Annotated in this window: 13 protein-coding genes; 6 read left to right on the top strand and 7 right to left on the bottom strand. The window is 55.1% G+C overall.

What is annotated here, in order from left to right; all coding sequences use genetic code 11:
• The first annotated feature begins 132 nt into the window (after positions 1 to 132).
• Together macA and macB are read left to right on the top strand one after the other, a co-directional pair.
• On the top strand, positions 133 to 1,248 hold the full coding sequence (gene macA / locus MUU51_RS18430) for a macrolide transporter subunit MacA (RefSeq protein WP_159773380.1): 1,116 nt from the start codon (positions 133 to 135) through the stop codon (positions 1,246 to 1,248).
• Entirely contained in the window at positions 1,245 to 3,188 is a 1,944-nt protein-coding gene (gene macB, locus MUU51_RS18425) for a macrolide ABC transporter ATP-binding protein/permease MacB (RefSeq protein ID WP_159773378.1), read from the top strand. Before macA ends, macB begins: the two co-directional genes overlap by 4 nt.
• Before the next feature lie 76 nt (positions 3,189 to 3,264).
• Here the strand turns inward: macB and cspD are convergent, their stop codons facing one another.
• Positions 3,265 to 3,492, bottom strand: a complete 228-nt coding sequence (gene cspD, locus MUU51_RS18420; RefSeq protein WP_159773376.1) for a cold shock-like protein CspD — start codon at positions 3,490 to 3,492, stop codon at positions 3,265 to 3,267.
• A 336-nt stretch (positions 3,493 to 3,828) separates the two neighbouring features.
• On the opposite strand from cspD, the gene clpS reads away from it, so the two are divergent.
• Positions 3,829 to 4,149, top strand: coding sequence for an ATP-dependent Clp protease adapter ClpS (gene clpS / locus MUU51_RS18415; RefSeq protein WP_159753810.1), 321 nt, complete (start codon positions 3,829 to 3,831; stop codon positions 4,147 to 4,149).
• A 30-nt stretch (positions 4,150 to 4,179) separates the two neighbouring features.
• Entirely contained in the window at positions 4,180 to 6,456 is a 2,277-nt protein-coding gene (clpA, locus tag MUU51_RS18410) for an ATP-dependent Clp protease ATP-binding subunit ClpA (protein ID WP_159773374.1), read from the top strand.
• A 64-nt stretch (positions 6,457 to 6,520) separates the two neighbouring features.
• On the opposite strand, the gene MUU51_RS18405 is transcribed toward clpA, so the two are convergent.
• The 6 genes from MUU51_RS18405 to trxB all read right to left on the bottom strand — a co-directional run bounded on the left by MUU51_RS18405 (position 6,521) and on the right by trxB (position 14,595).
• Positions 6,521 to 8,434: a tyrosine-protein phosphatase gene (locus tag MUU51_RS18405; RefSeq protein ID WP_258968319.1), complete on the bottom strand. Its 1,914-nt coding sequence runs from the start codon at positions 8,432 to 8,434 to the stop codon at positions 6,521 to 6,523.
• Positions 8,435 to 8,775: 341 nt separating this feature from the next.
• The gene (gene infA / locus MUU51_RS18400; protein WP_002211347.1) at positions 8,776 to 8,994 is read right to left on the bottom strand and encodes a translation initiation factor IF-1; all 219 of its coding nucleotides are present in this window, start codon (positions 8,992 to 8,994) and stop codon (positions 8,776 to 8,778) included.
• A gap of 276 nt (positions 8,995 to 9,270) precedes the next feature.
• A complete protein-coding gene (gene aat / locus MUU51_RS18395) occupies positions 9,271 to 9,975 on the bottom strand; it encodes a leucyl/phenylalanyl-tRNA--protein transferase (protein ID WP_159773370.1) in 705 nt (234 codons plus the stop codon).
• Between the two features lie 47 nt (positions 9,976 to 10,022).
• Positions 10,023 to 11,744: a heme ABC transporter ATP-binding protein/permease CydC gene (cydC, locus tag MUU51_RS18390; protein WP_258968318.1), complete on the bottom strand. Its 1,722-nt coding sequence runs from the start codon at positions 11,742 to 11,744 to the stop codon at positions 10,023 to 10,025.
• Positions 11,745 to 13,511, bottom strand: a complete 1,767-nt coding sequence (cydD, locus tag MUU51_RS18385; protein WP_258968317.1) for a heme ABC transporter permease/ATP-binding protein CydD — start codon at positions 13,509 to 13,511, stop codon at positions 11,745 to 11,747.
• A gap of 115 nt (positions 13,512 to 13,626) precedes the next feature.
• The gene (trxB, locus tag MUU51_RS18380) at positions 13,627 to 14,595 is read right to left on the bottom strand and encodes a thioredoxin-disulfide reductase (protein ID WP_200849691.1); all 969 of its coding nucleotides are present in this window, start codon (positions 14,593 to 14,595) and stop codon (positions 13,627 to 13,629) included.
• Between the two features lie 549 nt (positions 14,596 to 15,144).
• Between trxB and lrp the strand changes: the two genes are divergently transcribed.
• A complete protein-coding gene (gene lrp, locus MUU51_RS18375; protein WP_002439523.1) occupies positions 15,145 to 15,639 on the top strand; it encodes a leucine-responsive transcriptional regulator Lrp in 495 nt (164 codons plus the stop codon).
• A 119-nt stretch (positions 15,640 to 15,758) separates the two neighbouring features.
• Entirely contained in the window at positions 15,759 to 19,619 is a 3,861-nt protein-coding gene (locus MUU51_RS18370; RefSeq protein WP_258968316.1) for a DNA translocase FtsK 4TM domain-containing protein, read from the top strand.
• Positions 19,620 to 19,635 lie beyond the last annotated feature (16 nt).

Raw genomic sequence — 19,635 nt, 5'->3', positions numbered from 1 at the left:
AGTGAAAAGGCGAATTTATCAACACGTTCCTCAACGCCGTGACAACGGTCTGGTCGTCGCCAGAAAAGAGAGGTTTCGTTGAGGAAATGTTTAGATACAATCAACGGCAGAAGATAAACGCGTAGGATTTTTATGAAGCTGAAGGGAAAGGGCAAAAAAGTTTACCTGGTGCTCGCCGTCTTGGTGTTACTGGCGGGGGTCTGGTTATGGCGGACGTTAAATGCGCCATTGCCGAGCTATCAAACGCTGATTGTCCGTAAGGGCGACCTGCAACAGAGCGTGCTGGCAACCGGTAAGCTCGACGCGGTGCGTAAAGTCGACGTCGGCGCGCAGGTCAGCGGGCAGTTGAAAACGCTGTCGGTCGCGATTGGCGATAAGGTGAAGAAAGATCAGCTGTTGGGGGTTATCGACCCTGAACAAGCGCAAAACCAAATCAAAGAGGTGGAAGCGACGCTGATGGAGCTGCGCGCGCAGCGCTTGCAGGCGCTGGCTGAACGTAAGCTGGCGCAGGTGACCTACGCCCGTAACCAGCAACTGGCCAAAACCAAACTTATTTCACAGCAGGATTTGGACACCACCGCGACGGACGTGGCGGTGAAAGAGGCGCAGATTGGCACCATTGATGCGCAAATCAAGCGCAATCAGGCGACCCTGGACACCGCCAAAACCAACCTCGACTACACCCGCATTCTGGCGCCAATGGCGGGCGAAGTGACGCAAATTACCACGCTGCAAGGCCAGACTGTGATTGCAGCCCAGCAGGCGCCTAACATTCTGACCCTGGCCGATCTCCGCACCATGCTGGTTAAAGCCCAGGTCTCCGAGGCTGACGTGATCCACCTTAAACCGGGCCAGAAAGCCTGGTTTACGGTACTGGGCGATCCGCTAACCCGATACGAAGGCACGCTGAAAGACATTCTGCCGACCCCGGAAAAGGTCAATGACGCCATTTTCTATTACGCGCGTTTTGAAGTGCCGAACCCGAATGGCGTGCTGCGCCTGGAAATGACCGCCCAGGTGCATATTCAGCTTTCGGGCGTGAACAATGTGCTGAGCATTCCGCTTTCTGCCCTGGGCGATGCGACGGGCGACAACCGTTACAACGTACGCTTGCTACGTAATGGCGAAGTTAAAGAGCGGGAAATCACCCTGGGTTCGCGGAACGACACCGATGTGGAAGTGGTGAAAGGTCTTGAAGAGGGCGATGAAGTCATTACTGGCGAGGGCAAACCTGGGGCGGTGAAATGACGGCGTTGCTGGAGCTCAGCCATATTCGTCGCAGTTATCCTTCCGGTGACCAGAGTGTTGAGGTTCTGAAAGGGATTACGCTCAGCATTCATGCGGGTGAAATGGTGGCGATTGTCGGCGCGTCCGGCTCCGGTAAATCGACGCTGATGAACATTCTCGGCTGCCTCGATAAGCCGAGCAGTGGCACCTATCGCGTGGCGGGCACGGACGTAGCAACGCTCGACGGCGATGCGCTCGCGCGGCTGCGTCGGGAACATTTCGGTTTTATCTTCCAGCGATATCATTTGCTGTCGCACCTGACGGCGGCGCAAAACGTGGAGGTGCCTGCGGTGTATGCAGGCACCGAGCGTAAACGGCGGTTTGAGCGGGCGCAGCAGCTGTTGCAGCGCCTGGGCTTGGGCGATCGCGTGGATTATCAACCCTCGCAGCTTTCCGGCGGTCAGCAGCAACGCGTGAGTATCGCCCGTGCGCTGATGAACGGCGGGCAGGTGATACTGGCCGATGAACCGACCGGGGCGCTCGACAGCCATTCTGGCGAAGAGGTCATGGCGATTCTGCATCAGCTCAAATCCCAGGGGCATACGGTGATTATCGTCACCCACGACCCGACGGTGGCGGCGCAGGCTGAGCGCATCATCGAAATTCGCGACGGCGAAATCATTAGCGATCCGCCTGCAAAAATAGCGCTTTCAGGTGCGTCAAGCGTCGCGTCAGCCGGTGAGCTTTCCGGCTGGAGACAGTTCATCAGCGGCTTTCGCGAGGCGCTGGCCATGGCCTGGCGGGCATTAGCGGCCAATAAAATGCGCACCCTGTTAACGATGCTCGGGATCATTATCGGCATCACCTCGGTGGTGTCGATTGTGGTTGTGGGCGATGCCGCCAAGCAGATGGTGCTGGCGGATATCCGCGCGATCGGCACTAATACCATCGATGTGTACCCCGGCAAAGATTTTGGTGACGACGATCCGCAATATCAGCAGGCGCTAAAATATGACGACCTGCTGGCGATCCAAAAGCAATCCTGGGTGAGTTCTGCCACGCCTGCGGTGTCGAAAAGCCTGCGTTTGCGAGTGGGCAATACCGACGTTTCGGCCAGCGTAGAAGGCGTGGGCGCGCAGTATTTTAACGTTTACGGCATGACCTTCAGCGAAGGGAATACCTTCAATGACGTGCAGCTGAATGGCCGGGCGCAGGTGGTGGTACTTGACGGTAATACCCGACGCCAGCTGTTCCCGAACAAAGCCAATGTGGTGGGTGAAATCATTCTGGTGGGAAATATGCCTGCCACCATTATTGGCGTGGCGGATGAAAAGCAGGGGATGTTTGGCAGCAGTAAAATTCTCCGTGTCTGGCTGCCGTACACCACGATGGCCGGGCGGGTGATCGGCCAGTCGTGGCTGAATTCGATAACGGTCCGCGTGAACGAAGGCTATGACAGCACGCTGGCCGACCTGCAGCTTACGCGCTTACTGAATCTGCGCCATGGGAAGAAAGATTTCTTCACCTGGAACATGGACAGCATCTTGAAAACGGCTGAGCGGACCACACATACACTACAGTTGTTCTTAACCCTGGTGGCGATAATTTCGCTGGTGGTGGGCGGCATCGGAGTGATGAATATCATGCTGGTGTCGGTGACGGAACGCACCCGTGAAATAGGGATCCGCATGGCGGTGGGGGCGCGGGCCAGTGATGTGCTGCAACAGTTTTTGATTGAAGCGGTGCTGGTGTGTCTGGTGGGCGGTGCGTTGGGCGTCAGTTTATCGCTGATTATCGCCTTTACCCTGCAGCTGTTTTTGCCCGACTGGGGAATCGGTTTCTCCCCGTTGGCACTGCTGATGGCGTTTATCTGTTCTACCCTGACCGGCGTGCTGTTTGGCTGGTTACCGGCGCGAAATGCAGCCCGGCTTGATCCGGTGGATGCCCTGGCGCGGGAATAGCGGGCATAAAAATGCCAGTCACGAAAAAACAGAGACTGGCATTTTGACTGCGTGATGTACACAATGGAGCTAAAGACTACGCAACCGCGGCGATTTCAGCTTCGACCGGAACGATGACGCTGGCGTGATTGCCTTTTGGCCCCTGGTGGACATCAAACCGAACGGCTTGTCCGGCTTTTAACGTTCTGTAGCCATCCATCTGGATGGTAGAGTAATGCGCGAAGATATCTTCGCCGCCGCCTTCAGGGCAGATAAAACCGAACCCTTTTGCATTGTTGAACCACTTAACAGTACCCATTTCCATACATCGACATCCTTCGAGAATCTTATATTCAGATGGAAAGAACCGGTGGTGAAATCGGCGGGCTGTTCAAAACCTCACCAACTCTCGCCTGTACAATTTAGATAAATCAGGCATCGCGTCAAGCGGCAGATAGCGAAGTTCGGTGAAAAATGCACCAAAATTTGAAGCAGTTAACGCTATTGCAAGGAATGTGACAAAAGTCGCGATTAGCAGGAATGGCGAATGGCAGTAATAGAGGATAGTTATCTACGCTTTACTGTAGATTCAAATGAACTCGCTCTGGAATGCCGACGGGATGTTTCCCGCCGGAGCGGCAACCAAAGATGAACACTGACAATGGGTAAGACGCGTGATTGGCTGGATTTCGACCAGCTTGCAGAAGACAAAGTACGCGACGCGCTACAGCCGCCGTCGATGTATAAAGTGATATTGCTCAATGATGATTACACGCCAATGGAGTTTGTTATTGACGTGTTACAGAAATTCTTTTCTTATGATGTAGAACGTGCAACGCAACTGATGCTCGCTGTTCACTATCAGGGCAAAGCGATTTGCGGCGTGTTTACCGCCGAAGTCGCCGAAACCAAAGTTGCGATGGTGAACACGTACGCTAAGGAAAACGAACATCCGTTGTTGTGTACGCTGGAACAGGCCTGATTTCAGGCATTCAAATTGGGGGAGGTGCCTATGCTCAATCAAGAACTGGAACTCAGTTTAAATATGGCTTTCGCCAGAGCGCGCGAGCACCGTCATGAGTTTATGACCGTCGAGCATCTGTTGCTGGCTCTGCTCAGCAACCCATCTGCCCGCGAAGCGCTGGAAGCCTGCTCCGTGGATCTGGTGGCGCTGCGTCAGGAACTCGAAGCCTTCATCGAACAGACCACGCCGGTACTGCCAGCCAGCGAAGAAGAGCGCGACACTCAGCCGACGCTCAGCTTCCAGCGCGTATTACAGCGTGCCGTATTCCACGTTCAATCGTCCGGCCGTAGCGAAGTCACTGGTGCGAATGTCCTGGTCGCCATCTTCAGCGAGCAGGAGTCGCAGGCGGCCTATCTGCTGCGCAAACATGAAGTGAGCCGTCTCGATGTGGTGAACTTCATCTCCCACGGCACCCGTAAAGACGAGCCGAGCCAGTCTTCCGATTCCGGAAGCCAACCGAACACTGAAGAGCAAGCAGGCGGGGAGGATCGTATGGAAAACTTCACCACCAATTTAAATCAGCTTGCTCGCGTAGGCGGCATTGACCCGCTGATTGGCCGCGATAAAGAGCTGGAGCGTGCCATACAGGTTCTGTGCCGTCGACGTAAAAATAACCCGTTGCTGGTCGGTGAGTCCGGCGTCGGTAAAACCGCGATTGCGGAAGGTCTTGCCTGGCGCATTGTGCAGGGCGACGTGCCGGAAGTAATTGCCGATTGCACCCTTTACTCGCTGGATATTGGCTCGCTGCTGGCGGGCACCAAATATCGCGGTGATTTTGAAAAACGCTTTAAAGCGCTGCTCAAACAGCTGGAGCAGGATACCAACAGCATCCTGTTTATCGACGAGATCCACACCATTATCGGTGCGGGTGCGGCGTCCGGCGGCCAGGTTGATGCGGCGAACCTGATTAAACCGCTGCTTTCCAGCGGCAAAATTCGGGTGATTGGTTCCACGACGTATCAGGAATTCAGCAACATTTTCGAAAAAGACCGTGCACTGGCACGACGCTTCCAGAAAATCGATATCACGGAGCCGTCGGTTGAAGAAACCGTTCAAATCATTAACGGCCTGAAGCCGAAGTACGAAGCGCACCACGACGTGCGTTATACCGCGAAAGCGGTGCGTGCGGCCGTGGAACTGGCGGTGAAATACATTAACGATCGTCATTTGCCGGATAAAGCGATTGATGTGATCGACGAAGCGGGCGCACGTGCGCGTCTGATGCCGATCAGCAAACGCAAGAAAACGATCAACGTTGCGGATATTGAAACCGTGGTGGCCCGTATCGCGCGTATCCCTGAGAAGAGCGTTTCTCAGAGCGACCGCGACACGCTGAAAAACCTCGGCGACCGCCTGAAAATGCTGGTCTTTGGTCAGGATAAAGCCATTGAGGCCTTAACCGAAGCCATCAAGATGAGCCGTGCAGGACTGGGCCAGGATCACAAACCGGTCGGTTCGTTCCTGTTCGCAGGGCCAACCGGGGTCGGTAAAACTGAGGTGACCGTTCAGCTGTCGAAGGCGCTCGGTATTGAGCTGCTGCGTTTCGATATGTCGGAATACATGGAACGCCACACGGTGAGTCGCCTGATTGGTGCGCCTCCGGGCTACGTGGGATTTGATCAGGGTGGTCTACTGACGGACGCGGTCATCAAGCATCCACACGCGGTACTGCTGCTGGATGAAATCGAAAAAGCGCATCCGGATGTCTTTAACCTGCTGTTGCAGGTGATGGACAACGGCACGCTGACCGATAACAACGGCCGCAAAGCAGACTTCCGCAATGTCGTTCTGGTGATGACCACCAACGCCGGGGTACGTGAAACTGAGCGTAAATCTATCGGGCTGATCCATCAGGATAACAGCACCGATGCGATGGAAGAGATCAAAAAAATCTTCACGCCGGAATTCCGTAACCGTCTGGACAACATCATCTGGTTCGATCACCTGTCAACGGATGTTATCCATCAGGTCGTCGATAAGTTCATTGTTGAACTGCAGGTGCAGCTGGATCAGAAAGGCGTGTCGCTGGAAGTGAGTCAGGAAGCCCGCAACTGGCTTGCGGAAAAAGGCTACGACCGTGCGATGGGTGCGCGTCCAATGGTGCGTGTGATTCAGGACAACCTGAAGAAACCGCTCGCCAACGAACTGCTGTTTGGCTCGCTGGTGGACGGCGGTCAGGTCACCGTGGCGCTCGATACCGACGCCAATGCGTTGACCTATGACTTCCAGGCGGCGCAGAAACGCAAACCGGAAGCGGCACACTAAACCGTCGGTGTGATAACTGAAATGACGAAACCGGGCGAAAGCCCGGTTTTTTTATGCCTGAAATTTAAAAGGCGACAGCCACGTCCAACAGACCCGATACGCCATCGCTGTGCTTATCGGCGGTGAGATAATTTACCCGGGTGCTGACCGTCACACTGCGGTAATGCGCACTGAGCTGCACACCCGCTTTGTAGAGGTTTTTGCTGCCATAGGCGGAGGTTTGGTCCACGCCAATGCCATACAGCGTGCCATGGCTGTTTGTGGACGCGTCATTCAGCATTCGCTCGTAACCTAATGCAATCCCTGGCGTCAGCGACCAGTTGCCCACCGCCTGGGGCAGAATAGTAATACCCAGGTCGGCGGTCAGACTGGTCTGCGTTTCGTTGACGCCCGCCATGTCCAGCGCCAGTTCGCTGCCACTCTCTTTAAAGCTGTCGATGTTTAAATGGGTGACCTGCACGCCAACGGCGGGCGTCAGGCTTAGCGTTGCGGCTTGGGTTAGCCAACCAACAGAGGCGCGGCCACTGTAGTATCCGCCGTTGGTATCGCCCTGAGCCGTGCCTAAACCCCCGCCTAAACGACGATCGCTCTGATAGTCGATATAGCCAGCGCTGCTCTGGAGACCGACCCACGGCCCTGCATCCAGTGAATTCAGCGCATAGCGTACGCCAAGGCTCATCTGAGTCGTATTAGTCTTTACCTCGCCCCCGGCGGAGGACACGGAACCGTGGCTGTAACCCACACCGCCGTTGGCCGCCGCGCGATCGTTAAAGCGATACGTGGCGCCGACCATCGCGCCGTTGGTATGCTCATTGCCAGAACTGGCATTACTGCTGCTGTCGGTTCCCAGATACGCGGACTGACCCTGTAACCACACCAGGGATTGCTCATTCTGCATACCCTGGCCGGAAATTACCGGTGCGAGGGAATCATATAAACGCGAAGGCTGGCGCAGCAAATAGCTGTTGGCATCGGCGTGAACCTGGCCGCCAATCTGTTTTTCAACCCCGGCAAGCGTACCCTGGTCGATGGCGCTCTGGAGGAAGTCGTTATACGCTGTGTAGTGGCCCGAAAGTGGAGAGTCTTGCAATGCGTTCAACAATGACGCGCCGTTGGCGGCATTCCCGCTGAATTCGTTTTGCCCTGGCAGGCTCAAATAACGCACCATTTTCCCGCGAAGCACGTAAATCGTCGCCTGGTCGAGACCCAGCCCTTCCTTCAGGTAATTATCCATTGAGCCGTAGGTGGTCACCACCTGATCCAGCCCAGCCTGTAGCCAATTGGCGCGTACGCCCATCAGCGCGCCGTAGGTGCCGCGCATAGAAGCGGGCAAGACGGCCAGTGTGGCGTTGATCCGCTCGGCGGTGTAGTCGTTGGTGGCCAGGTAGTTCGCTACGATATCGTCATGGCTGACGCCAGCGATGGTTTGCAGCACTGCGCTCACCCAGCCGGTTCTGTCTTTACCCGCGGTGCAGTGGAACAGGGCGGCATCATCGGCTCTGGCGAGGTCACGAAACACGTCGCCCAGCCCCTGACGGGCATACGGCGTGGTGACAAAACTGCGTTCTCCGTCTTCCATCATCGCATCCACATCGTTGACGGTCATTTTGTTGAGATCGATAACGAACGCGCCGTTGTTGCCAATCAAATCAATATTCAGGTATTTGCTGTTAGCCGGCAGCGTGTCAGCCTGTGCCGCGACTTCTGCCGGAGAGCGCAGATCGATAACCGTCCTGACGTTGAGTTGCTCAAGCACGGAAAGATCGTCACCTTGCGGCGTCAGGGCATTCGAGCGATAGAACACTCCCGCGCGCATCACGCCATCATTGGCAGTGCCGTAAGCGGTAGTTATCCCGGCGACGTCACGAAAATTATCGATCCCCGCCAGGTGTGGGGTTGAGAGAGAGGCATCCGCAGCATGTGCGGTACAACACACCAGACCAATAAGCAGAGCCAGAGGCCGAACCGAAGATTTCAAAACTACACTCCTTGCCATCAATGATGAGTAAGGCGCGAAGTATAAGAAGTGATTGTTGTGTTTTTATTTCAGAATTGTTAATGACAATATTAAATAAATTAAATAATAACAGTGTCTTATGATTTTGCGTGGTGATTATTTAGCATTGCTGATTGGTTGGTTAACTACGTGTTAACTTTTTTGTTACATGGAGGGGCGCCTGGAGAGCGTGGGTGCAAAGAAAAAGGGGCAGCAAGGTTGATTTGAGTATCACTGCGGAAAGCATATGAGCGCCAGGAATTGAAAAAGGTCGGGGATTCCCGACCTTTCAGCATCAACGTGCCCAGCGGGCCGTTTAGCGATTAGCGACTACGGAAGACAATGCGGCCTTTGCTCAGGTCGTACGGGGTCAACTCAACAGTCACTTTGTCGCCCGTCAGAATGCGGATGTAGTTTTTACGCATTTTACCGGAGATATGCGCAGTTACCACGTGCCCGTTTTCAAGCTCTACGCGGAACATGGTGTTAGGTAACGTATCGAGAACGGTACCCTGCATTTCAATATTGTCTTCTTTGGCCATCTAGTCCTCGGGGGGTATCACTACCATAGTTTTGAACCGGCAAGATAATGCCGAAATTCAGCCATTAAGTAAAGATTTACCCGTCATCTTTCGGCCTAATGCCGGTGTGCAGGGTAAAAAGAGATCGTTTTTGCGCATTACCCGTCTGTCATACACAGAGACCGTATGACGAGCGCAAACGTATAGGGGGATATTCCTGAAACGATGGCGGGGCAACAGGCAGAAACGACTTCCGAGGCAATTATATCACCTTGACAATGAATGTGCCGAAAACATTTACACTGTGGGTAAAAAGAGCGTGCGAGGGACCCAAAAGTGCCCGGGCAGGGGCTGCGTGCGTAATTCTGCGAGGTGTTCCAGGTACTCGCGGCGGGGAATTTCAATTGCACCCAGCGATGCTGTATGATTATTCAGCACCTGACAATCCATCAACTTTCCACCTTGACCGGCAAACGCCTGCGAGAAAACCATCAGTGCGCTTTTTGAGGCATTTTCCGCCCGACTGAACATCGACTCACCGCAGAACAGCGCCCCTTGCGCCACGCCGTACATGCCACCCACCAACTCGCTTCCCAGCCACACCTCAACCGAATGCGCATGCCCCAACTCATGTAGCCGATGATAGGCCTGAACAATGCTTTCGGTAATCCATGTGCCTTCATCGCGATCGGCGGCGCAACCTTCAATCACCTGGCCGAAAGCGTGATTTAACGTGATACGAAATGGGGACGATTTGTGAAACCGTTTCATGCTGCGACTGATATGAAATGCGTCAGGCCACAAAACGGCACGAGGGTCAGGCGACCACCATAAAATCGGGTCGCCGGGTGAAAACCAGGGAAAGATACCGCGCTGATAGGCCATCAGCAGTCGCGCTGGGCTGAGATCACCACCCAGAGCGAGCAAACCGTTAGGCTCGCGCAGGGCACCTTCCGGCGACGGAAAGGTTATGGAATGACGTGATAACTGGACCAGCCGCATACTTCACAACTCCACGCCTGATAAGCCTAATAATAGTGAATAGTAGTCTACAGACGCTGTCTGAACTGATAATAACGCCCCTGTTGGGCCAGCAATTCTGCGTGATTACCATGCTCAATAATTTGTCCGTTGTCCATCACAATTATTTGCTCAAAACGAGCCAGTCCGCGCAGGCGGTGGGTCACCATCAGCACGGTTTTGTCACGCATCACATCGGCCAGTAAATCAAGGATTTGGCTTTCCGTGGTGGCGTCGAGGCCTTCGGTTGGTTCATCGAGCAGCATTAGCGGCGCATCGTGCAGCAGGGCGCGGGCAATCGCCAGGCGGCGCAGCTCGCCGCCGGAGAGTTGACGCCCACCTTCACCGAGCCAGCTGTTGAGCCCGCCATCGTCGAGTAACTTCTCCAGGCCGGTGCGCACAAGCACGGCGCTCAGTGCGTCATCCGTGGCGTTCGGGGCTGCCAGCAGCAGGTTATCCCGCAGGGTAGCGCTGAAAAGGTGTACTCGTTGTGGAACTACGCTCATGGTGCGGCGCAGCGTTATTTCATCCAGAGATGAAATCGGCTGCTTGTTCAGCAGTAATTCACCGGTCTGAGGATCCCAGGCGCGGGTCAGCAACTGTAACAAGGTCGATTTACCGCAGCCGGTTCGGCCCAGAATCGCAACATGTTCTCCGGCGTTGACGTGCAAATTAAGATTCGCCAGCGCGGGTTGAATCTGCTGCGGGTAGGTGAAGCTGATATTGTTCAGCGTCAGGCTCACGTGTTGCGGTACTTCAGAAACAGTCTCAGGGAACGTGACTTCGGCTTGTTGTCTTGTCAGTTCTGTTATCCGCATTGCGGAAGCCATGACTTGTCCAAGGTGCTGGAATGCGCCAGTCACCGGGGCCAGCGCTTCAAATGCGGCTAGCGCACAGAACACGAACAGCGCGATCAGCGGGCCTGGCTGGCTATTGCCGCCTACGCCCCCAGCGGCCATCCACAGCATCACAATGACCGCCGCGGCACCCATCAGCAGCATCAGTGCCTGGGAAAGGGCTGTCAGTTCGGACTGGCGGCGTTGCGCCTCGTGCCAGCTCAGCTCTGTCTGTTCCATCTGCTCGCGATAACGCTTGCTGGCACCGAAAATTGTCAGCTCGGCTTGGCCGTGCAGCCAGGATGTGAGCTGCTGGCGGTATTCACCGCGAAGCCGCGTCAGGTTCTCACCGGTTGGTTTTCCGGCCCGGTAAAACAGCGGCGGTAGCAGGAATAGCGTCAGTAACATAATGCCGCCGAGGGTCAGCGCCAGCGTCAGGTCGAGAAAACTCAAGCCAAACGTGACCGCCAGAATGACGACCAGCGCCCCAATCAGCGGGGAAATGACGCGCAGGTAGAGATGATCGAGGGTATCGACATCCGCCACCACGCGGTTGAGCAAATCGCCCTGACGAAAACGTGCCAGCCCGGCAGGGGAGAGCGGCAGCAGCTTGCTGAACGTAAATACGCGCAGGTGCTGCAACACGCGAAAGGTTGCATCGTGGCTGACCAGACGCTCGAAATAGCGTCCAGCGGTACGGATGATGGCGGCACCCCGTACACCCGCGGCAGGCAACATATAGTTAAAGGTGTAGGCGCCAGCAAAACCGACGGCTGCCGAGGCGGACAAGAACCAGCCAGAGAGCGTCAGCAGACCAATGCTGGCCAGCAAGGTGATAATCGCGAGCACGACGCCGAGGGAGAGCAACCATTTGTGTCGCTTATATAACACCAGGTAAGGGGCTAAAACGCGCATTTAAATCTCCTCCTGACGATGGGCAAGCAGGTGCGCAAAATGCCCTTGTGCTTCAGCAAGCTCTGCAAACGAACCCTGCTCGACGATTTGGCCTTGATGCATGACCCAAACGGCATCCCATTCGGCAAGATTTTCTAACTGATGAGTGACCATCAGTGTGGTCTGGTTGGTTGCTGCTTCCGTTAGCGCCTGCATAACGCGCTGTTCGCTGTGTGCGTCGAGGCTGGCGGCTGGCTCATCCAGTAACAAGAAGCGGCAAGGAGAGAGCAGGGCACGGGCCACAGCCACTCGCTGGGCCTGACCGACGGACAACCGGGCCGCCTGATCGCCGACTGGCGTATCAATCCCTTGCGGAAGCTGGCTGATAAATTCGTTCACCCAGGCACGGTCGAGCGCGTGTTGCAGCTGCGCCTCATTGGCTTTTGGATTCGCCAGCAGCACATTTTCACGCAGCGTATACGCCGGAAGCTGCGGGTTTTGTCTGACCCAACTCAGCAGGCGTCGCCATGCGTCAGGATCCAGGTCACGCAATTCGGTCCCATTCACCTTTAACGAGCCGTCGTATGGCAGAAAACCTGTCAGAGTATTGAGCAGTGAGCTTTTGCCCGAACCGCTCTGGCCGACCAGCACCACGCGCTCGCCAGCGGCGAGGCTGAAATTCAGCGGTCCTGCGAGGATTTTACCTTCCGGCGATTTAATCAGCAGACCTTGCGCTTCAAGGCTCACATTTTGCGTTTCATCTGGCGCGACGCTACCACGCTCAGGCTGTGCCAGTGGAGCTTCAAGGAAGGTCTTCAGACTGTCGGCTGCACCCACTGCCTGCGCTTTGGCATGATAAAAAGTACCCAAATCACGCAACGGCTGGAAGAATTCCGGCGCCAGGATCAATGCCAAAAAGCCAGACATCAAGGTGACGGTCGTGCCATAGCTGCCAAAATTCAGCTGGCCAAGATAGGAGAAACCAAAGTAAACAGCGACAACGGCAATCGAAAGCGAAGTGAAAAATTCCAGAACGCCTGAGGAGAGGAAAGCGAGTCGCAGAACTTCCATCGTGCGCTGGCGGAAACTTTCGGAAGCCTGACGAATATTGTCGGTTTCCGCTTCACCGCGTTCGAAAATACGTAAGGTGTCCATCCCGCGTAGGCGGTCGAGGAAATGGCCGCTCAGTCTTGCCAGTGCCTGGAAATTACGACGGTTGGCATCGGCAGCACCCATTCCAACCAGCGCCATAAACATCGGGATCAGCGGGGCGGTGCACAGCAGGATTAGCGCGGCAGCCCAGTTAGACGGGAAAATCGCGATAAGGATAAGCATCGGCACGGACGCAGCCAGCGCCATCTGTGGCAGATAACGAGCATAGTAATCATGCATGTCGTCGATTTGTTCAAGAATCAACGTTGCCCAACTGCCCGCCGGTTTACCCTGGATCCACGCCGGACCCGCTTGTTGTAGGCGGTCGAGTACCATTTTTCGGATCTCAAAACGAATATGCTGCCCGGCATGGAAACCCACCCGTTCTCGCAGCCAGACCACCCACGCGCGCAGGATAAAGACCAGAACCAGCATTACAAAAGGCAGCAGCAGCGCTTCCCGAGGAATGTTTTCCATAATCATGTGGTGCAGTATCTTGGCCAGAAGCCAGGCCTGGGCGATGATCAGCACTCCGCTGACCGCACCGAGCAGACGAGAAAGCATCAGCCATCGGCGGGAGAGAACGCTTTGCTGTTTTAACCAGCGGGTAAGCTCTTGTTGACGGGTTTTATTCATTGCGTGCTTAGCAGGTGTCTTATTTGAAATCATTAGGCAAGGCAATGTTACATCGGGGAAAAAATAAAGGCGACTTATCGTCGCCTTCTTTACCTTTGTTACTGACTTGTAAAGATTATTTGGTCTGATCGGCCAGACCGTCGAGATAACGCTCAGCGTCCAGCGCGGCCATACAGCCTGTGCCTGCGGAGGTGATCGCCTGACGATAAATGTGGTCCATCACGTCGCCTGCGGCAAACACGCCGGGAATACTGGTTTGCGTTGCGTTGCCATGAATGCCGGACTGGACTTTGATGTAGCCGTTTTCCAGCGCCAACTGGCCGTCAAAAATGCCGGTGTTCGGGCTGTGGCCGATAGCAACAAACAGGCCAGCTACTTCAAGGGACTCAATGTTGTCGCTGTTCTGAGTATCACGCAGACGCAGGCCGCTGACACCCATCTGATCGCCGGTCACTTCTTCCAACGTGCGATGGGTGTGAAGTACGATGTTGCCGCTTTCCACTTTATCCATCAGACGTTTGATCAGAATTTTCTCTGCGCGGAAGGTGTCACGGCGGTGAATCAGGTGCACTTCAGAGGCAATGTTTGCCAGATACAATGCTTCTTCAACTGCGGTGTTACCGCCGCCGATGACCGCGACTTTCTGATTGCGATAGAAGAAACCGTCGCAGGTGGCGCAGGCAGAAACACCGCGGCCTTTAAACGCTTCTTCTGATGGCAAGCCCAGATAACGGGCGGAGGCACCGGTTGCGATAATCAGCGCATCACAAGTGTATTCGCCGCTGTCACCGGTCAGACGGAACGGACGGTTCTGCAAATCCACTTTGTTGATGTGATCGAACAGGATTTCGGTTTCAAACTTAACCGCATGTTCATGCATACGTTCCATCAGCGCAGGCCCGGTCAAATCGCTCGGGTCGCCTGGCCAGTTTTCCACTTCTGTGGTGGTGGTCAACTGACCGCCTTTTTCCATCCCGGTAATCAGTACCGGTTGCAGGTTTGCGCGTGCAGCATAGACCGCAGCGGTGTAGCCGGCTGGTCCAGAACCAAGAATAAGCAGTTTACTGTGTTTGGTCGTGCCCATGAGATCCCCATAAATGTTGGCAGACAATGGGCGCGATTGTAGGGAATTTGCGGAAGTAATAAAAGGGTGCAGGAATTTTGTTAACGATATGTGTAATAGATTGCGTCAATGGATTGGTGGTTTTATCTACGCTTGCGATAACAAATTCTACTGCTATCGGGATGATTATAAGGAGATAACATGAGGAACGTCTCTGGGTGATTATGAATATCTGGCATGTTGTACTAAAAATCGATGTTTTGCTTTGACAATCCCCTGTGCTTTTGCGAAAACAATGAAGGGAGAAAAAACAGCGTTTACCGTGTGGTGAATTTTCATGCACGTAAATGCCATTTTTAACCGGGTCAGCATCATCGGCGCATGGCGTGGACAGACGCCATTCGAGATGACGGTGGCTGCCGACAGGCAACGGCTTCTCAACACGTACCCTTGGGTTATGCGTTACATCTGGTGACAGATTTTTTACGCAGACGACGGGCACAGGCTCTGAACAGTGAAGTGCACAGGGTCCAGACAGGAGTAGGGAAGGAATACAGAGAGACAATAATAATGGTAGATAGCAAGAAGCGCCCAGGCAAAGATCTCGACCGCATCGATCGTAACATTTTGAACGAATTGCAAAAGGATGGGCGAATTTCCAACGTCGAGCTTTCTAAACGAGTGGGACTTTCTCCGACACCTTGCCTTGAGCGCGTACGTCGGCTGGAAAGACAAGGGTTTATTCAGGGCTATACTGCGCTGCTGAACCCACATTATCTGGATGCATCGCTGCTGGTTTTTGTTGAGATAACTCTGAATCGTGGCGCCCCGGATGTGTTTGAACAATTTAACTCCGCTGTGCAAAAACTTGAAGAAATTCAAGAGTGTCACTTGGTCTCCGGTGATTTCGACTATCTGTTGAAAACCCGCGTGCCTGACATGTCAGCGTACCGTAAGCTGTTAGGCGAAACCCTGCTGCGCCTGCCAGGCGTAAATGACACCCGTACCTACGTGGTTATGGAAGAGGTCAAGCAGAGTAATCGTCTGGTAATTAAGACACGCTAAACGGAACAGGTGCAAAATCAACGTAAGTTGATTACACTCCTGTTAATCCATACAGCAACAGTGCCGGGGAGACCCGGCGCTGTTGTCCGTTTTAGCATCAAGGACCTGGAGTGCCTTTCTTGAGCCAGGAATACACTGAAGAAAAAGAAGTAACGATTAACAGATTAAGCAGCGGGCGCCGTCTTCTTGAAGCGTTCCTGATCCTCTGTTCCCTTTTTGCCATCTGGCTGATGGCAGCACTACTTAGCTTTAATCCTTCCGATCCCAGTTGGTCACAAACCGCCTGGCACGAACCGATACATAATCTTGGCGGAATGCCGGGTGCATGGCTTGCGGATACGCTGTTTTTCATTTTTGGCGTAATGGCGTACACCTTGCCTGTGATGATTATCGGTGCCTGCTGGTTCGCGTATAAGCATCGCGCGAGTGACGAATACGTTGATTATTTTGCAGTGGCGCTACGTCTGATTGGCGTCCTGGCGATGATCCTCACCCTGTGTGGGCTTGCCGCGATCAACGCAGATGACATCTGGTACTTTGCCTCGGGCGGGGTTATCGGCAGCCTGCTCAGCACCGCATTGCAACCCATGCTGCACAGCAGCGGCGGTACGCTGGCCTTGCTTTGCATTTGGGCTGCAGGACTGACGCTGTTCACCGGCTGGTCCTGGGTTAGCATTGCCGAGAAAATCGGTAACTGGATCCTCAATATTCTGACCTTCGCCAGCAACCGTACCCGTCGCGACGATTCGTGGATTGACGACGAAGAATACGAAGATGACGAAGACGATCATGACGTCGCACCGAAGAGAGAAGGGCGCCGCGCCCGTATTCTGCGCGGTGCACTGGCGCGTCGCCAGCGCATTGCCGATAAGTTTAGCAACCCGATGGGTCGCAAAACGGACGCTGCGTTGTTCTCCGGTCGCCGAATGGATGAAGACGAAACCGAAGTTCAATACAGCGCCCGTGGTCAAGCCGCAGATGCCGATGATGTATTGTTCTCAGGCAATAGCGCAACGCGCCAGCCTGATGTCGATGATGTTCTTTTCTCCGGCAACAGCGCGACCCGCCCGGCAGCCTGGGATGAAAACGATCCGCTGATGAACGGTCACTCCATCGCCGAACCGGTTGCCGCAGCAGCTGCTGCAATGGCGACCACTCAGGCTTGGGCAGAACCGGCATCAGCCGCGATGGCTGCACCTTCCGTTCCCGGCGGGGAAATGGCCGCGCCGAGTGTGGAATGGCAGGCCGTTCCAGCCCCGCAAACGCCAGATCCGGTTATTGCTCCGTCTCCGGACAATTGGCCGCCGCAGGCACCTGTCGCGAAACCAGAATATGTTCAACCAGAAGCCTTCCGTCATCAGCCTTCTATCGAAGAATTGTGGCAGGATCCGGAGCCAGTGCAGCAGTACGCGCAGCCTGAGCAGCCGTGGCAGCAACCTGAAACCGAGTATCGCGCCCAGCCTGAATATATTCCGCCTGTAGAGCACACTCCGCAGCTGCCAGAAGTGGCGCCGGAACCGGAAGAAGACATTAAACCGCAGCGCCCACCACTCTACTATTTTGAAGAAGTGGAAGAGAAGCGTGCGCGTGAACGTGAACAACTTGCCGCGTGGTATCAGCCAACGCCGGAACCGGCGACCGTGAAACCAACGACGCCAATGCCAACCATGCCAGCGCCGTCTGCATCGATTGTCGATCCACTGGCCGCGGTTGCCCCAGCTGCTGCTTCCGTAGCGGCAAGCGTTCATCAGGCAACCGGTGCTGCTGCCGCTGCAGCGACAGCCGCGTCGGCTGCTCAGTTGTTCAGCCCGGCAGATGCGCCGCGTCCGCAGGTTAAAGCAGGCATTGGTCCGCAGCTTCCACGTCCAAATCCTGTGCGTGTACCAACGCGTCGTGAACTTGCCTCGGCCTCTTTTGGTATCAAAATACCGTCACAGCGCCCGGCTGAAGAACTGTCTGACGAGCTGATGGGCGATGAAGACGCCGATGAGCTGCATCAGGACGAGCTGGCTCGCCAGTTTGCTGCCACCCAGCAGCAGCGTTATGGCGAGGAATACGAAGACAACAGCTACGATGAGACGCAGGAAGATGAAGACGCTGCCGCAGAAGCCGAACTGGCACGCCAGTTTGCCGCCACACAGCAGCAACGTTATTCCAGCGAACAGCCGCAGGGTGCGAATCCGTTCTCACCTACGGACTATGAATTCTCACCGATGAAAACGCTGGTCGATGATACGCCGAAAGCGCCATTGTTTACGCCGAGTGCCGCGCCGGAACAGCCACAACAGGCTTATCAGCAACCTCAACAAATGGCACCGCAGGCTCAGGCATATCAACAACCGCAGCAGGCTCAGTCATATCAACAACCGCCGCAGGCTCCTCAGGCGCAACCCGCCTACCAGCAGCCTCAGCAACAGCCGGTGCCTCAGCCGCAGGAAAGCCTGATTCACCCGCTGCTGATGCGTAACGGTGACGATCGTCCGTTGCAAAAGCCGACTACGCCATTACCGTCGCTGGATCTATTGACTCAGCCGCCGAGTGAAATCGAACCGGTTGATACCTTCGCACTGGAGCAAACTGCGCGCCTTGTAGAAACACGTCTGGCCGATTTCCGCATCAAGGCTGACGTCGTGAACTATTCACCGGGTCCGGTCATTACTCGTTTCGAGTTGAATCTGGCGCCGGGCGTAAAAGCCGCACGTATTTCGAACCTCTCTCGTGACCTGGCGCGTTCGTTGTCGACCGTTGCAGTACGTGTGGTTGAGGTTATTCCAGGCAAACCGTATGTGGGTCTGGAACTGCCAAACAAAAAACGTCAAACCGTTTACCTGCGTGAAGTGCTGGACTGCGCGAAATTCCGTGATAGCCCATCGCCGCTGACTATCGTACTTGGGAAAGACATTGCCGGTGAGCCGGTGATTGCTGACCTGGCGAAAATGCCTCACTTGTTGGTGGCCGGTACGACCGGTTCCGGTAAGTCTGTCGGTGTGAACGCCATGATCCTCAGCATGCTCTACAAGGCAACGCCGGAAGACGTGCGCTTCATCATGATCGACCCGAAAATGCTGGAGCTCTCGGTGTATGAAGGTATTCCGCATCTGCTGACGGAAGTTGTGACGGATATGAAGGATGCTGCCAACGCTCTGCGCTGGAGCGTCAATGAAATGGAACGTCGTTACAAGCTGATGTCAGCGCTCGGTGTGCGTAATCTTGCGGGTTATAACGAGAAGATTGCTCAGGCTGCGCAGATGGGCCGTCCGATCCCGGATCCGTACTGGAAACCGGGCGACAGCATGGATGCGGTGCATCCAACGCTGGAAAAACTGCCGTACATCGTGGTGCTGGTGGATGAGTTCGCTGACCTGATGATGACGGTGGGTAAAAAGGTGGAAGAGTTAATCGCCCGCCTGGCGCAGAAAGCCCGTGCCGCCGGTATTCACCTGGTGCTGGCGACTCAGCGTCCGTCGGTTGACGTGATTACCGGTCTTATCAAAGCGAACATCCCGACCCGTATCGCCTTTACAGTGTCGAGCAAAATTGACTCCCGTACCATTCTCGATCAGGGCGGTGCGGAATCACTGCTCGGTATGGGTGACATGCTCTACTCCGGACCGAATTCCAGCTCGGCACCGACGCGTGTTCACGGCGCATTCGTCCGTGACCAGGAAGTCCACGCGGTGGTGCAGGACTGGAAAGCGCGAGGTCGTCCGCAGTATGTGGACGGTATTACTTCCGACAGCGAAAGTGAGGGCGCTGCAGCCGGTCTGGACAACGGTGAAGAGCTCGACCAGTTGTTCGATCAGGCGGTGAAGTTTGTGACCGAAAAACGCAAAGCCTCTATCTCTGGCGTACAGCGTCAGTTCCGCATTGGTTATAACCGCGCAGCGCGTATCATCGAGCAGATGGAAGCGCAGGGGATCGTGAGCGAAGCTGGCCATAACGGCAACCGTGAAGTCCTGGCCCCGCCGCCGTTTGATTAAACGCAGCGTTTGAAAA

This window comes from Scandinavium manionii, assembly GCF_024764775.1.
Taxonomy (GTDB): domain Bacteria; phylum Pseudomonadota; class Gammaproteobacteria; order Enterobacterales; family Enterobacteriaceae; genus Scandinavium; species Scandinavium manionii.
Note: the sequence above shows the minus strand (reverse complement) of the source record. Positions and strands in the feature narration are given on the sequence as shown.

What these genes read in the sequence shown, in the direction of transcription:
- clpA (WP_159773374.1), top strand. Translation starts at nt 4,180, where the DNA reads ATGCTCAATCAAGAACTGGAACTCAGTTTAAATATGGCTTTCGCCAGA.
- infA (WP_002211347.1), bottom strand. Translation starts at nt 8,994, where the DNA reads ATGGCCAAAGAAGACAATATTGAAATGCAGGGTACCGTTCTCGATACG.
- cydD (WP_258968317.1), bottom strand. Translation starts at nt 13,511, where the DNA reads ATGAATAAAACCCGTCAACAAGAGCTTACCCGCTGGTTAAAACAGCAA.
- cydC (WP_258968318.1), bottom strand. Translation starts at nt 11,744, where the DNA reads ATGCGCGTTTTAGCCCCTTACCTGGTGTTATATAAGCGACACAAATGG.
- aat (WP_159773370.1), bottom strand. Translation starts at nt 9,975, where the DNA reads ATGCGGCTGGTCCAGTTATCACGTCATTCCATAACCTTTCCGTCGCCG.
- lrp (WP_002439523.1), top strand. Translation starts at nt 15,145, where the DNA reads ATGGTAGATAGCAAGAAGCGCCCAGGCAAAGATCTCGACCGCATCGAT.
- clpS (WP_159753810.1), top strand. Translation starts at nt 3,829, where the DNA reads ATGGGTAAGACGCGTGATTGGCTGGATTTCGACCAGCTTGCAGAAGAC.
- cspD (WP_159773376.1), bottom strand. Translation starts at nt 3,492, where the DNA reads ATGGAAATGGGTACTGTTAAGTGGTTCAACAATGCAAAAGGGTTCGGT.
- trxB (WP_200849691.1), bottom strand. Translation starts at nt 14,595, where the DNA reads ATGGGCACGACCAAACACAGTAAACTGCTTATTCTTGGTTCTGGACCA.
- macA (WP_159773380.1), top strand. Translation starts at nt 133, where the DNA reads ATGAAGCTGAAGGGAAAGGGCAAAAAAGTTTACCTGGTGCTCGCCGTC.
- macB (WP_159773378.1), top strand. Translation starts at nt 1,245, where the DNA reads ATGACGGCGTTGCTGGAGCTCAGCCATATTCGTCGCAGTTATCCTTCC.